This window comes from Oceanobacter mangrovi (assembly GCF_019740315.1).
GTDB classification, from domain to species: domain Bacteria; phylum Pseudomonadota; class Gammaproteobacteria; order Pseudomonadales; family Oceanobacteraceae; genus Oceanobacter; species Oceanobacter mangrovi.
The window spans coordinates 430668-445008 of sequence record NZ_JAHXZR010000003.1 but is presented as its reverse complement, the minus strand read 5'-3'; the positions used below and the strand labels follow the sequence as shown (position 1 = coordinate 445008).

General features: G+C 54.9%; 12 protein-coding genes. 4 read left to right on the top strand and 8 right to left on the bottom strand.

All coding sequences use genetic code 11. The features are described 5' to 3' along the window. Positions 1-132: 132 nt before the first annotated feature. The 4 genes from K6123_RS08755 (at position 133) to K6123_RS08740 (ending at position 5412) form a co-directional block, all read left to right on the top strand. Positions 133-1689 carry an ABC transporter ATP-binding protein gene (locus K6123_RS08755; RefSeq protein WP_221796694.1) on the top strand — a complete coding sequence of 519 codons (1557 nt, stop codon included), beginning with the start codon at positions 133-135 and terminating at the stop codon, positions 1687-1689. After that, positions 1686-2813 (top strand): ABC transporter permease, encoded by a 1128-nt coding sequence (locus K6123_RS08750; RefSeq protein ID WP_221796691.1) that lies wholly within the window; start codon positions 1686-1688, stop codon positions 2811-2813. The genes K6123_RS08755 and K6123_RS08750 overlap by 4 nt, the downstream gene beginning before the upstream one ends. A gap of 3 nt (positions 2814-2816) precedes the next feature. Beyond that, positions 2817-3743 (top strand): ABC transporter permease, encoded by a 927-nt coding sequence (locus K6123_RS08745; RefSeq protein WP_221796688.1) that lies wholly within the window; start codon positions 2817-2819, stop codon positions 3741-3743. A 313-nt stretch (positions 3744-4056) separates the two neighbouring features. Continuing rightward, positions 4057-5412: an 8-oxoguanine deaminase gene (locus tag K6123_RS08740; RefSeq protein ID WP_221796685.1), complete on the top strand. Its 1356-nt coding sequence runs from the start codon at positions 4057-4059 to the stop codon at positions 5410-5412. 616 nt (positions 5413-6028) lie between these two features. On the opposite strand, the gene K6123_RS08735 is transcribed toward K6123_RS08740, so the two are convergent. The 8 genes from K6123_RS08735 to K6123_RS08700 form a co-directional block, all read right to left on the bottom strand. Beyond that, positions 6029-6655 carry a C39 family peptidase gene (locus tag K6123_RS08735; RefSeq protein ID WP_281423926.1) on the bottom strand — a complete coding sequence of 209 codons (627 nt, stop codon included), beginning with the start codon at positions 6653-6655 and terminating at the stop codon, positions 6029-6031. A gap of 272 nt (positions 6656-6927) precedes the next feature. Next, the gene (locus K6123_RS08730) at positions 6928-7206 is read right to left on the bottom strand and encodes a hypothetical protein (protein ID WP_221796679.1); all 279 of its coding nucleotides are present in this window, start codon (positions 7204-7206) and stop codon (positions 6928-6930) included. A 124-nt stretch (positions 7207-7330) separates the two neighbouring features. Continuing rightward, positions 7331-7936, bottom strand: a complete 606-nt coding sequence (locus tag K6123_RS08725; RefSeq protein WP_221796676.1) for a DUF3592 domain-containing protein — start codon at positions 7934-7936, stop codon at positions 7331-7333. A 352-nt stretch (positions 7937-8288) separates the two neighbouring features. Next, the gene (gene scpA / locus K6123_RS08720; RefSeq protein ID WP_221796672.1) at positions 8289-10394 is read right to left on the bottom strand and encodes a methylmalonyl-CoA mutase; all 2106 of its coding nucleotides are present in this window, start codon (positions 10392-10394) and stop codon (positions 8289-8291) included. After that, positions 10387-11355: a Pnap_2097 family protein gene (locus K6123_RS08715; RefSeq protein WP_221796670.1), complete on the bottom strand. Its 969-nt coding sequence runs from the start codon at positions 11353-11355 to the stop codon at positions 10387-10389. Before K6123_RS08715 ends, scpA begins: the two co-directional genes overlap by 8 nt. A gap of 161 nt (positions 11356-11516) precedes the next feature. Beyond that, positions 11517-12794, bottom strand: coding sequence for an MSMEG_0569 family flavin-dependent oxidoreductase (locus K6123_RS08710; RefSeq protein ID WP_221796667.1), 1278 nt, complete (start codon positions 12792-12794; stop codon positions 11517-11519). A 128-nt stretch (positions 12795-12922) separates the two neighbouring features. Then, the gene (locus tag K6123_RS08705) at positions 12923-13216 is read right to left on the bottom strand and encodes an MSMEG_0570 family nitrogen starvation response protein (protein WP_221796664.1); all 294 of its coding nucleotides are present in this window, start codon (positions 13214-13216) and stop codon (positions 12923-12925) included. 84 nt (positions 13217-13300) lie between these two features. Next, entirely contained in the window at positions 13301-14302 is a 1002-nt protein-coding gene (locus K6123_RS08700) for a sll0787 family AIR synthase-like protein (RefSeq protein WP_221796661.1), read from the bottom strand. Between the last annotated feature and the right edge of the window lie 39 nt (positions 14303-14341).

Genomic DNA, 14341 nt, shown 5'->3' with positions numbered 1-14341 from the left:
CATACCAGCCACTCAAGCTATTGCATAAAATATTCTGACCAATTGGCCAGCTTTTTGCTCACTGGTCTCAGATCGCTCAGAATAGCGCCTGTTAAACAATCCCTGGGACCCGGACCAGAGAGGAAATTCCTAGTGTCAAATCACCCCACACCCCCGCGGCTGAGCCTGCGGGGTATCACCAAACAGTACCCCGGCTGTTTGGCCAATGATGACATCCATCTCGATATTGCAGCGGCTGAAATCCATGCCCTGTTGGGCGAGAACGGTGCCGGGAAAAGCACCCTGATGAAAGTTATTTATGGCCTGGTCAAACCCGACCATGGCGAAGTGTTGTGGGACGGCCTGCCACTGGACGTCAAGGACCCGGCCCATGCCCGCAAGATGGGTATCGGCATGGTGTTCCAGCACTTCTCACTGTTCGACACCCTGACCGTGACCGAAAACATTGCGCTGGCACTGGGCGATGACGCCGGTGATCTGACCAGTCTGGCCAACAAGATCCGCAGCGTGTCCGAAAAGTATGGCATGGCAATCAACCCGGAGCGGGAAATTCACACCCTCTCGGTGGGCGAACGCCAACGGGTCGAAATTGTCCGTTGTCTGGTGCAGGACATCCGTTTACTGATTCTGGATGAGCCAACTTCGGTACTGACGCCACAGGAAGTGGAAACCCTGTTCGTGACCCTGCGACAGCTGGCCAGCGAAGGCTGCTCGATCCTGTTTATCAGCCACAAGCTCAATGAAGTGAAGGCGCTTTGCCATCGCGCCACCGTACTGCGTGGCGGCCGTGTATCCGGTGCCTGTATTCCGGCCCAGGAAGACACCATCAGCATGGCCAAAATGATGGTCGGCGATGACACTCCGGTGAGCACCACCTATCCCAAGGTGCTGGGTAGCGAGCCGGTCCTGACCATCAAGGATCTCAGCCTGCACAGTGACGATCCGTTTGGCGTGCATCTGAAAAACCTCAATCTGACCGTCAACGCCGGGGAAATCGTTGGCATTGCCGGTGTTGCCGGTAATGGTCAGGAAGAACTGTTGGCCAGCCTCAGCGGCGAAACCCTCAGCCCCGCTGGCACCATCAGTTTCCGTGACACCCAGGTCGCCACCCTGACGCCGGAAAAACGCCGCGCCATGGGGCTGGGTTTTGTACCGGAAGAGCGTCTTGGCCGCGGTGCGGTGCCGGAAATGAGTCTGACCGAAAACGCCCTATTAACCGGCTTCCTCACCGGCATCGTTAACAAGGGCATGGTGGCCTGGAAGAAAACCGAGGCCTTTGCCGACCAGATCATCAGCGACTACAAGGTCAAGACCGCCGGGCGTCACGCCCAGGCCGATAGCCTGTCGGGCGGTAATCTGCAGAAATTCATTATTGGCCGGGAAATCCTCCAGAACCCGAAAATCCTTATTGCCGCACACCCGACCTGGGGCGTTGATATTGGCGCTGCAACCGCGATTCACAAGGCGCTGATCAAGCTGCGCGACCAGGGTGCAGCAATTCTGGTGGTTTCCGAAGACATCGACGAGCTGTTCCTGATTTCTGACCGTATCGGTGCCATCTGTGACGGCCAGCTGTCGCCATTAAAACCGACACCGGAATCATCGATTGAAGAATTGGGCCGCATGATGGCGGGTGATTTCAGCACAACCCCGGCCCATGCCCAGAGCAGTCAAGCGGAGCACTCATGATCAAACTGGAACCACGGGGCGAACGCTCCAAAACGATGGCCTATTTGTCGCCGGTATTGGCGATTCTGCTGACCATGCTGACTGGCCTGATTCTCTTTACCGTGCTCGGCGTTGCCCCCTGGGAAGCGCTGGTCACCATCGTCTATATGCCCATTTCCGATACCTATGGCATGGCCGAGCTGGCCGTCAAAGCGACGCCGATTCTGCTCTGTGCGATTGGTCTGTCCGTCGTCTTCAAGGCGCAGATCTGGAACATCGGTGCGGAAGGCCAGCTGCTGATGGGCGGCCTGTTCGGCAGCTATATGGCGCTGCAACTGCTTGATGTGGAAGGCGGCTGGGTACTGCCAATCGTACTGCTGGCCGGTATGGTCGGTGGCATGTTCTGGGCCGGTATCGCTGCGCTGCTGAAGGTGAAGTTCAACACCAACGAAATTCTCACCACCATCATGATGAACTACATCGCCCTCAATATTTTGCTGTGGGCGGTACACGGGCCGCTAAAAGACCCGGAAGGCTACAACTTCCCGGAATCGGCGATGTTCTCCGATTCCTCCATACTGCCGATCCTGATTGACGATACCCGTATTCACTTTGGCCTGGCGTTGGCGCTGCTGGCGGTTGTCGCCGTGTGGGTGCTGATGAGCCGCGCCTTTATGGGTTTCCAGATCAAGGTGATGGGGCTCGACAGCGGCGCTGCCCGGTTGTCTGGCTTCAAGGATAAAAAGCTGGTGTTTTTCGCCCTGCTGCTGAGCGGTGCTCTGGCTGGTCTGGCCGGTGTGGGTGAAGTGACCGGGCCAATCGGCCAGCTGATTCCCAGCATCTCACCGGGTTACGGTTACGCAGCCATTATTGTGGCCTTCCTCGGTCGCCTGCATCCGGTCGGCATTGTGCTGGCAACCCTGCTGATGGCACTGCTCTACATGGGCGGCGAGATGGCCCAGATCAACCTCGGCCTGCCACTGGCACTGACCGATATGTTCCAGGGCATGCTGCTGTTCTACCTGCTGGCCTGTGACGTGCTGATCGGCTTCCGGCTGCGCTGGATCAGCAATCGCCCGGGCACCCAGGGCAACAGCACCGCACCTTCCCAACCTATGACTTCCGTTTCCACAGGGGCCAAGTAACCGATGGATATTGATCTGATTACCAATGTTCTCTACGCCATGGTGCGTACCGGTACGCCACTGTTGATTGTCGCGCTGGGTGAGCTGATTTGTGAAAAAAGCGGGGTACTCAACCTCGGCCAGGAAGGCATGATGCTGATGGGTGCCGTGGTTGGCTTTATCGTCACCCTCACCACCGGCAGCCTGATGCTGGGCTTTGTACTGGCGATGGTCGCCGGGGTGCTGATGTCGCTGATCTTTGGCGTCATCACCATGGAACTGAGCGCCAACCAGGTCGCCACCGGTCTGGCACTGACCATCTTCGGCACCGGTCTGTCGGCGTTTATTGGCGCCGGTTACGTTGGTAAGCCAATCGAAGGTCTGGACCCAATCTATATTCCGGTACTGACCGACCTGCCGATTATCGGCCGCATGCTGTTTGGTCAGGACCTGCTGGTGTACCTGTCGTTTGTGCTGTTCGCTGGCGTTTACTGGTTTATCAACCATTCCCGTCCGGGGCTGATTCTGAAAGCCGTCGGTGAAAACCCGCATTCTGCCAACGCCATCGGCTTGCCGGTCTTCAAGACCCGCTACCTCGCCATCATGTTTGGCGGCGCCATGGCCGGTCTGGCTGGCGGTTACCTGTCACTGGCCTACACTCCCCTGTGGGTTGAAAACATGAGCGCCGGTCGCGGCTGGATTGCACTGGCCCTGGTGGTCTTTGCCAGCTGGAAAGCCGAACGGGTGTTACTGGGCGCCTGGCTGTTTGGCCTTGCCAGCATCCTCCACCTGGTATTCCAGGGCATGGGCTTTGCCGTTTCACCGAACCTGCTGGCGATCCTGCCGTATCTGGCCACCGTGGTGGTGCTGGTGATCCTGTCCAGCAACCAGAGCCGCAGCCGACTGGTCGCACCGATGTCGCTGGGCAAACCGTTCCACGCCAAGAGCTGAGGCAGAACCCGGCCTCAGCGGGAATAAATTCCCTCCTACAATATTATTCCCGAACAGGAAAACCGAACCCGCAATGGCCTTGTAGGAGGGAATTTATTCCCGAACAAGGTAAACAATTTGAACAACCGCAGGCCGGATAAATGAGCGCAGAGGGCGCCATCCAACGGTTAGGTTAATCGCATGGTCGCTGCCATTGCACAGCGGCCTGTGGCTTTATCCGACCTGCACCCAACATCCGAATAAACCGTAGGTCGGATAAACGGCGTCTGGTATCCCGCAGTGGGGCCAGCACGCCTGCACCAAAGAGCACGACATGAACCATCAAAAGCTCTGGATCGCCAACCCTCTGGCAATCCACACCAACACCTCCGACAACTGTGGCGGCGGTCTGGTTATCCAACATGGCAAAATCATCGAAACCGTCGCCGCGGGCCAACAGCCAACGCACTTTGACGTGAAATTCGATGCCAGCCGCCATGTGCTGATTCCGGGCCTGATCAACACCCACCACCACTTCTACCAGACCCTTACCCGCGCCTTGCCAGCGGCGTTGAACAAGGAATTGTTCCCCTGGCTGCAAACCCTCTACCCGGTTTGGGCAGGTCTGGAACCTGACATGCTGCAACAGGCCACCCGGCTGGCATTGACGGAACTGCTGCTGTCCGGCTGCACCACCGCCGCCGACCACCACTACCTGTTCCCGCAAACCCTGACCGAAGCCATCGACGTCCAGGTTGCTGCAGCGCAGCAAGTTGGTATGCGTGTAACCCTGACTCGCGGCTCCATGAGCCTGGGCCAGGACGACGGCGGCCTGCCGCCACAACACGTAGTCCAAACCGAAGCAGCCATCATGGCCGACAGTGAACGCCTGATCAGCCGCTACCACGACGCCGCCGAAGGCTCGATGGTACAAATCGCGCTGGCTCCTTGCTCGCCATTCTCGGTCACCCGCGACATCATGATCGCCAGCGCTGAACTGGCGCAGCAACACGACGTGCGGCTGCACACGCACCTGGCCGAAACCCTCGACGAAGAAGCCTTCTGCGAGAAAATGTTTGGCCTGCGTACCGTCGATTATCTGGAAAGCGTCAACTGGCTGAACAACCGCACCTGGCTGGCCCACGGCATCCATTTTGATGCCTCTGAAATCCAGCGCCTCGGCGCAGCCGGCGTTGGTATCTGCCACTGCCCAAGCTCCAACATGATGCTGGCCTCCGGCATCTGCCCGGTGAAAGATCTGGAAGCCGCAGGCAGCCCGGTCGGTATTGGCGTTGACGGCTCTGCCTCTAACGACTGCTCGAACCTGATTCAGGAAGCCCGTCAGGCCATGTACCTGCAGCGGCTGAAATACGGCTCATCCAACGTCACCCACCAGGACGCCCTACGCTGGGCGACCCAGGGCTCCGCCAACGTGCTTGGCCGTACCGACATCGGCACCCTCGCCGTTGGCAAACAAGCCGACCTGGCCTTGTTCAACCTCGACGAACTGCGTTTCTCCGGCAGCCACGACCCACTTGCAGCACTGCTGCTGTGCGGCGCCCATCAGGCCGACCATGTCATGGTCGCCGGTGAGTGGAAAGTCAGCGCTGGTGAAGTTATTGGTGTCGACATCCGCAAACTGCGGGCGGAACACCAGCAAGCGGCTGAAAGGCTGGCAGCGAAGGTGTAAGGCTGGCGGGAATCTCACAGGTCTTGTAGGAGGGAATTTATTCCCGCCGGGTACGTTCGCGAATAAATTCGCTCCTGCGTCCACATTCAATCAACAGCACAGACCTTGTAGGAGGGAATTTATTCCCGCTGGATACGTTCGCGAATAAATTCGCTGCTGCGTCCACAGTCAATCAACAGTACAGGCCTTGTCGGAGGGAATTTATTCCCGTTGGATGCGTTCGCGAATAAATTCGCTCCTACACCCACAGTCACTCAACAGTACAGGCCTTGTAGGAGGGAATGTATTCCCGCTGGATGCGTTCGAGAATAAATTCGCTGCTACGTCCACATTCAATCAACAGTGCAGGCCTTGTAGGAGGGAATTTATTCCCGCTGGATGCGTTCGCGAATAAATTCGCTGCTACGTCCACATTCAATCAACAGTGCAGGCCTTGTAGGAGGGAATTTATTCCCGCTGGATGCGTTCGCCAATAAATTCGCTGCTGCGTCCACATTCAATCAACAGCACAGGCCTTGTAGGAGGGAATTTATTCCCGCTGGATGCGTTCGCCAATAAATTCGCTGCTGCGCTTTATCGTCTGAATCTCCGCACAGCTGCCGTTAGATTTTTGATTTTATAACTGTACATCCAAAGAGCTGCGATCCAGATTAAATATGATTGCGTTGTAGTGCAACCACCGCTGATCAAAATTCCAGAGCTGCATGAATTCCTCATATGTCTGGGTGATCTTTCGTCCGGGGTTGGCATCATTCAGATATACTATTTTCTTGTCTTCGTCATACCCTGTTACGACACGATAATGCCCCCTAGACGTAGGCATCCTCCAATATTGATGAACAATCACAGGTATTCCATCAGAAAGATATTTTTTGACTACGTAGAACATTTTATTTTTTTGCTCAGCTGAAACCGGCCCATATTCCAACATAATATTCTTTGTTTCTCCAAAGCGTTCAAGAAACCCACGCATATTAATAGTACCTGTGCCTGGATACCTACTCCAATCGATGGGGTTTGTTTTTAAAATACCCGAATCTATATACCTTCTGGAGTTTGAAAACTGCACCAGTATCGAGTCTGCTATATCATACTGGTTATACTCATTCACGCCCCAATACCTGAACAACATTTCTATCGTCGCGGGACCACAGAGTGATTCCCCCTGCTTTACCACAGGAACATTTAGCTGAACCCGATTTTTGATGGATGCCCCAGCCGATACACTAATCAGACATATCATCAATATTGAAAATATTTTTATCAAAATTAATTCCCTCCGTGGAAAATCTAATCCCCCAGTCACCAGGCCAGAGTAGTGGAGCAATTTTTTTAGAATAAAAGAGCGTAACGAAACCACAGGAATTTCGCATAGCTTATTGACCCCAGGTCGGGTGGGTAGCAGGCAGGTGGAATGATCGGAGTTTGAGTGATTCCAGCAGATAAAAATCCGCTTTAGTGATAACAAAAGCGGATTTTTTCAGCCATAAACAATGGCTGCCAATTGTTGTACTTCTATTCAGATTTCTGTTTGCACTGCGTTTTTGCGAGTTCTTTAAGATGTTTTAAAAAATCTTCGCCTTCAAAAGCAGTACAGTTACCCATCGCATTATCGGAACTATAACGCTTGGCACATGATGCTCTGACGAACTCTTTATTTTCAGCAGTTAAACTCAGATACTCCATATCAACCCAATCTCCGCACTGCTCATTCGTAAGTTGAACAGTCGGTAATGCTTCTGCATGGACGTAGACACCAAACAGACAAAATATTACGGCAATATATTTTTTCATTTTTCCTTCCATTGGATAAGAGACTAATATTTATATAGTACTGAAAACAGAGGAAAGGCCAGCGACTCACCGCATTTTGGCCTTTTTCCTTCGGGGTACGGCGAGTGCTTGCCAAGTTTCCTTGTTATAGGGTTTGTGCCGCCATGACCCGACGCATTTTCATACCGACAAAAACACGAATTACTTCAAAAAACAGTAGGACGACTACAAACAGGATGAATGCGCGCTTAAAAACACCAAAAACAGATAGCTGCTTTTCAATCACACTCATGCGCTGATGGTTATCAACGTCGTCAGGCATATAGCGCATGGTAATTTCATCACCGACACCTAGCGATTCAAAAAAGCTCGAACCAGTTTCCATATCGTAGATATGTTCGGCCCCATTTTGGTCGGTAAACTTGTAGTAAACGACGTGTACCTCTTTTATTTTCCCACCCTTCTTAAGTCGGTGGTCAATTTGAAGGTCGGTAATTACCGCGCTGGTTTCCAATCCTTCACTCATCAGAAGCTTCGCATTTTCCATGGAGTTAAAGCCAATACCGATTCCAACGATGACCAGTATAACGGCTATTATGATTCCCACCTTTCTGAGGCCAGCCATCCGCCCAGCTATTATCTCAGGAGTTATTACAGTTACTTCTTCTTTGGCTTCAGTTGTCATTACATATCCTTGTTTATTAACACTGAGTAAAAGTATTTCGACGCAGGCATGGGCAAAGTCAGACATCTTTCTGCCTTGCCTTGTTATAAATCACTTCCAACAACTCTAAAATGAGCCCTTAAGCTATCAATAAATGCAAAGTTGAGCAATTATTTATATCAAAGTGCAAACACAGTAGTGATATTTGTCAATGATAGAGCGCCTGACAGATAAGGAAATGCAGAATTATGGGATGAGGAGATGGCTCATACAGCACGATTGTGAATGAATTCACTGCTACAGGTTTAGCGCCTGTGTTGTAAGAGTGAATCCGAACGCGGGGTCTTATTCCTGATAAAATTAAAATCACCAAGCGCAGGCATGGCCGTGTTCTGAATAGCACTCGCCATGCTCATGATCCGGCACTCCAAAGCGACACTCAGGCCTGACGCAAGCCTGATTCTTCTGCGACAGCAACCGCTTCAACAATCACTTTGGCAATTTTCTCTAATGGCGTCCCCGGCCCAAACACGGCTGCAATTCCCTGCTGTTGCAGGCTGGCGGCGTCATCATCACTGATTACGCCACCCACCAGCAAGGGCAACGGCCATACCGGGTACTGTTGCAGCTGGGACTGAAATTGCTCTAGCAGTGTCATATGGGCTCCCGATAACAGCGATATGCCCATCACGTCCGGCCGTTGTTGCTGGCACTGACGAGCGACTTCCGCAGGCGTTATAAACAGCGGCAGCACCTCAACGTCAAATCCCAGATCAGCCATTCCGGCCGCAATAATCCGAATGCCCCGATCATGACCATCCAGCCCCAGCTTGCTCAGTAGCAATCGTGGAGCCCGGCCCAGTCGCTGCTGCAGACGGCAAGCCTGTCGGCGTACCTGATGCCAGAGATGATCGTCCTGGCGGATATCCGCGTATATCGATGCCTGCCACTGCTGCGGCCGTTGATAGCGTGGCCACACCTGAGTCAGTGCCGATACACATTCCCCCACGGTAGCTCGAACCCGTATGGCGGCAATCGTCAGGCTCAACAAATTATTATTGCTGTCGCCTGAATCGCAGTGCTGTGCGGCCTGTTGAAGATTATACAACGCCTGTTCAACCGCTATTGGGTTGCGCCCCGCCTTGAGTCTCTGCAGGCGCTGCTTCTGGTTGGCAGCGGTCAGGCTGGCGTCGATGCTACGTACAGCAACCTGGGGCTGGTCTTCCGAGCGGCAGGTATTGACGCCAATAATCGGGGTTTCACCACGATCGAGCCGGGCCTGGGTCACCAGTGCCTGTTGATGCAGGGTGCGCTGGACCCAGCCGGATTCAATCGCCGCCACGACGCCACCCTGCTGCTCAATCTGTGTCAGCCAGTCGCGGACTTCATTGACCAGTCCAGCGGTCAGGCTTTCCATCATGTAGGACCCGCCCCAGGGATCAACCACCTCAGTCAACCCCGTTTCCTGTTGCAAGATCAGCTGGGTATTACGGGCCAGCCGGGCCGATTCATCGGTCGGAATCGACACCGCTTCATCGTAACCATTGGTATGCAGGGATTGAGTACCGCCAAACACCGCCGCCATCGCCTCGATGGTGGTACGAATCAGGTTGTTGTGGGGCTCCTGAGCCGTCAGCGACCAGCCGGATGTCTGACAATGAATTTTCATCCGCGCGGATTTGGCCGATCCACCACGCCCCAGTACTTCTTCACTCCACAGCAAGCGGGCTGCCCGTAACTTGGCAATTTCTTCAAAGAAATTCATACCAACGCCGAAGAAAAAACTCAGTCGCGGGCAAAAATCATCCAGATTCAGTCCGGCCCCGGTCATGCGATCAAGATATTCACGGCCGTTGGCGAGGGTCAGCGCCAGTTCCAGTGAAGCACTGGCCCCCCCTTCCTGAAAGTGATAGCCCGAAATCGATATGCTGTTAAAACCTGGTGCATGCTGACTTAGCCAACGGACAATATCCGTGCTGATGCGCAATGACGGTTCAGGCGCATGAACCCAGGTATTACGCACCATAAACTCCTTAAGAATGTCATTCTGAATGGTGCCGCGCAGCTGTGCGGGCGAGTAGCCAGATTCTTCAGCAGCCACAATAAACGCCGCCATTACCGGCAACGCCGCACCATTCATGGTCATGGATACTGAAGTAGTGGACAGATCAATACCATCGAACAGCTGCTTCATATCTTCCACGCTGTCGATAGCGACGCCGGTTTTGCCAACCTCGGCTGCCGCCAGCGGCTGGTCGGAATCAAAACCCAGATGGGTTGGCAAATCGAATGCCACCGACAACCCCTGACCACCTTCCGCCAGGCTGGTTTTAAAAGCCTGATTGGTTGCCGCTGCTGAGCCAAAGCCGGTGTACTGGCGAATGGTCCAGGGCTTGTCGCGATACATGCTCTGGTAAGGGCCGCGAGTATATGGCGGAACACCCGCACTGGCCGCCAGCTGCTGCTGCAGCCGGGGCTCCAGCTGCTGCCAGTCTTGTTGGCTGTAGAGCCCGGATTTACGACCGTTAGATGAAAAATCAGCCATTTTTCATCACCCTGATCAAAGTGCTGGCAGACTGCTTGCCAGGAGCATCAGCACTTGTCATGGCACGACGATAGCCTGAGCTATCCAGCGCTTGCTTGAGTGTAACGATATCGGCAATACAGCGACCATCTGACAACCGATAGATGCGCTGCCAGTGACGCAGTTGCTGATTATCCTGCTGACGCGCACACAGCATGACCCGCAATTGATCACCCGGATTGATATTGCCGTAATAATTGAGCTGACGCTGGCTGGTTTGCCATAACCAGTCCTGGCTGCCAGCACTGGTTTGCTGCTGCCATTCAGCCCGGTCAACAAACTGCTGGAAGTTGGCGAAATACAAAAAATCCGCGCCGTTAAAATCACTGTGCGGACAGGGAGCAAACTGGCTTTCGGCCAGCACGCCCGGTGTCGGTTGCCAGTCGGTCAACAAGGTAAAATCAGGCTGGCGCCCCTCCTGCAGTCCACGGAACTGACGATAAGACTGCATCATGGAATCAGCAGCCGTAGCCAGCGCCACGCTGGAAGAATCAGGCTCTGGCGCGGACGAATCGGCATGGCGCAGAATATCCGAACGGGCGACAGACTGGTTATTGCCCGCTTCCCGGCGGCTCACCAGCGTCGAAATCATCTCGATTTCGCAAAAAGCTCCCGCCGGGCCAGACAACCGGTGGCGGGAGAAAAAGCGTGCCTTGCCAGCAGGACACAGGCACGTATCCATCACCAAAGCATCGTTTTCATTAATCAGCTGCAGACGGGCATCTCGTAGCGCCACACATACAAATGCCGCATAAACCGGATCACCGGCAGCATTACGAAAATCCGGTTGTGCTTGCCCCATCAACCTGGCCAGTGCCAGCCAGTGCTGATGGCCACACTCTTTCAGCAGCCAGTTCTCCGACAAACCAGCCAGTGACAGGTTGGGCATACCGGCGTAGAACTCCGCCGTGCGTCTGATCATATTGGGCTCCGTTAAAACAGGTGACTGGTTGATGGCGACATCAAACACAGATGTCGGATGGCGCTCGCTGCGCTCGTTTATCCGACCTACGGTCCGAGCATGGTTTGTAGGTCGGATAAGCCAGAGGCGTCATCCGACACGCGGTTGTGCGGTGTCAGCGTTTACGCCGCGCTTTCGGTGTTGCGGTTGTGGCTGTATACCTTGATCGCTTCACACAGGTAATCGGCATCCTGCTTCACCGCACCAAAGCGGCCAGAGCCCCAGGTGTGCAGCCATGGCAGGCCGATAAAATACAAACCTGCCTGGGCTGTTACACCGCGGTCGTGTTTTGGATGGCCCTGGCCGTTGAAGACCGGCGCATCCAGCCAGCTGAAGTCCGGCCGGAAGCCAATGCACCAGAGAATGGTAGTGATGCCGGATTCGGCCAGATTCAGGGAGGTACGTTCTTCCGGCACTTGCCACACAGGTTCGTAACGGGATGGGCCTTCGGCGGTTTCAATGCCTTGCTGTTCGATCCAGGCGTCGATGCGGGCATTGATGTTGTTATAGGTGTCGTCGGCTTTCTGCAGGTTGCTGGCCAGATTAGGCTGGAAGATCAGGTTTTCGCCGTCGAAGTCGGTCATCAGGCCGTAGAGTTCCATGCCTTCAGTGGCGAACTTGCGCAGGTCGATATCACGACCGCCGTCACGACCGGTGACGTAATGGTTGGTTTTGGCAGCAACGTTCTTGCCCAGCGGGTGATCCTTGACGGACATTTCGTAATAACCCATGTCGTACAGCCATTCGACCACATCCTTGCCGCGGTAGAAACGGGCCACCCGTGGTGCATCACCAGTAGCGAGATACACCTTGCGACCTTCCAGGTGCAGGTCTTCTGCAATCTGCGCACCAGACTGACCGGAACCCACCACCAGCACCGCGCCTGCTGGCAGTTGGGCGGCATTCTTGTATTGGGCCGAGTGAATCTGATGCACGGTTTCCGGGATGCGTTCGGCCATACGCGGAATCACCGGCAGGTGGTAACCACCGGAAGACACCACGACCTGATCAGCGGTGTAGTCACCTTCACTGGTGCTGACGTGATAGAGGCCGTTGTCGTCACATTCGACCATTTTTACCGCCACGCCCTCACGTACCGGCGCATTCACTTTGGCAGCAAAGCGCTCCAGCCAGGCGACGGTCTGTTTGCCGGTCATAAAGCCTTTTGGATCGTCGCCGTCGTACGGCAGGCCGGGCAGATCACATTGCCAGTTTGGCGTGACCAGGGTGAAGGAGTCCCAGCGTTCGTGCTTCCAGCCGTGCAGAATGGTGTTTTTCTCGAATACCAGATGGCTGAGGTTGGCCTGTTGCAGGAAGTAGCTCATGGTCAGGCCAGACTGGCCACCGCCAACGATGATGACGTCCAGATGCTTGCTGTTGGATGAGGCTGTGAGTGTCATGGTGCTCTCGCTTTTTCAGTCTGTTTTTGGTTTTGGCCTGACGTCCCTGTTTTTCAGCGGGCTGTTGAACAGGGAGCAGGCTGATACGGATGTCTGTTTATTCGTGCTCAGGGGTGCTCGGCCCAGAATCAGCGGGCGATGTCGCTCATCGACAAAATGGTGATCAGCTGGCTGTGATCGTCGTACTCACTGGCCCGCCGCTGCAGCTGACCACTCTGGTCAGCAGCACTGGAGCAGTAATAGCCATAACTGGCCTTGACCCGCTCGCTGGCCTGTTCCAGTGCAGCTTCGGCCTTCTGCATAAATTCACTCAGCGGCATGCTGTCGCCCGGTTTGAACGCCTGATAGATCACAGTGGATGGCGAGTAGCACTGCTCTTCCTTGCCATCCGGCCATCGAATGTAAAAGTTAACTGCGGGCATAAGGTCTCCCTGGCAGGCTCATGGCCGCCATAATGTGTAATGAATTTAATGTGGGGTGTTGTCTGCCGACGCTGCTACAGCGGCTCAGGTAAAGCCGGTCAGGCTCTGCTCCCGCAGGTTGTAGAAGCAACGCTGCTCGCCTTGCCAGCTGACCGTCAGGGTCTGACTGTCATTGATCTCGCCGATCGCTGCTGCGGTGATCTCGCGTTCGGCAAAGGTCGCCAATAACTGCGGCAAGCGCTCGGCATCCGTGGTGAGCAAATAGCCATAGCTCGGGAACGCACAAAGCCAGTCATTGAGGCTCGCCAGCGCAGGCACCGGTAGCCGATCCAGGTCCAGTTCGGCACCGCACTGCGAGCTTTCCAGCAGCATGATGACGGTACCCAGCAACCCGGCCTGACTGATGTCCTTACAGGCGTAAGCCAGCTGCTGTTCGGCAATCAGGGGCAATAATTCCAGATCACCGCGCAGCCGTTCAGCCGGAGCCATGGTGGCGGCGTTCCAGTTAAGACTGCCGTTCTGGAAGCGACCGCGATGGTCGATGGCAGCCACCAGAATTTGTCCGGGCCTGGCCGCAAAAGCACTCAGCAAGCGGTTGGCATGACCGATGATAGAAACCGCCAGATTGGCTTCGACAGAGCGAATATTGGTATGGCCGCCAACAATGGGGACACCCAGATGGCTGGCCGCATCGCGCATACCGCGCAACAGTTCCGCCAACAGCTTGTGGTCGCCATTGCACCAGAGCGCATCCACGACCGCCGTTGGTCGCCCGCCCATGGCAGCAATATCACTGCAATTCACCATCACGCTGCACCAGCCAGCAAACCAGGGTTGCTCCGTCACCAGCTTGCCTTGCATGCCTTCGATGGCAAGCAGCTGATAACCAGCCCCGGAATCTGAAGCGCCGAGGGGAATGGCGGCGGCATCGTCACCGTTGGGATGCCAGCCAGCCGGTAATGGCGGCAGATGTTGACTGACCGCAGCGATGTCCTGCTTGAGCGCGATGCCACTGCGTTGTGACACGTCCTCTAACAGTTGCTGCAATGAGAGTGAGACCGGCGGTTTTTTCATCATCATATTCATGGGCTGTTCCCCCGCTGTTTTACTACTGGCCATGCTGGC

Excerpts from the sequence above, each read along its gene's own strand:
- K6123_RS08750 (WP_221796691.1), top strand. The coding sequence starts at position 1,686 with ATGATCAAACTGGAACCACGGGGCGAACGCTCCAAAACGATGGCCTAT.
- K6123_RS08745 (WP_221796688.1), top strand. The coding sequence starts at position 2,817 with ATGGATATTGATCTGATTACCAATGTTCTCTACGCCATGGTGCGTACC.
- K6123_RS08740 (WP_221796685.1), top strand. The coding sequence starts at position 4,057 with ATGAACCATCAAAAGCTCTGGATCGCCAACCCTCTGGCAATCCACACC.
- K6123_RS08735 (WP_281423926.1), bottom strand. The coding sequence starts at position 6,655 with ATGATATGTCTGATTAGTGTATCGGCTGGGGCATCCATCAAAAATCGG.
- K6123_RS08730 (WP_221796679.1), bottom strand. The coding sequence starts at position 7,206 with ATGAAAAAATATATTGCCGTAATATTTTGTCTGTTTGGTGTCTACGTC.
- K6123_RS08725 (WP_221796676.1), bottom strand. The coding sequence starts at position 7,936 with ATGTCTGACTTTGCCCATGCCTGCGTCGAAATACTTTTACTCAGTGTT.
- scpA (WP_221796672.1), bottom strand. The coding sequence starts at position 10,394 with ATGGCTGATTTTTCATCTAACGGTCGTAAATCCGGGCTCTACAGCCAA.
- K6123_RS08715 (WP_221796670.1), bottom strand. The coding sequence starts at position 11,355 with ATGATCAGACGCACGGCGGAGTTCTACGCCGGTATGCCCAACCTGTCA.
- K6123_RS08710 (WP_221796667.1), bottom strand. The coding sequence starts at position 12,794 with ATGACACTCACAGCCTCATCCAACAGCAAGCATCTGGACGTCATCATC.
- K6123_RS08705 (WP_221796664.1), bottom strand. The coding sequence starts at position 13,216 with ATGCCCGCAGTTAACTTTTACATTCGATGGCCGGATGGCAAGGAAGAG.
- K6123_RS08700 (WP_221796661.1), bottom strand. The coding sequence starts at position 14,302 with ATGAATATGATGATGAAAAAACCGCCGGTCTCACTCTCATTGCAGCAA.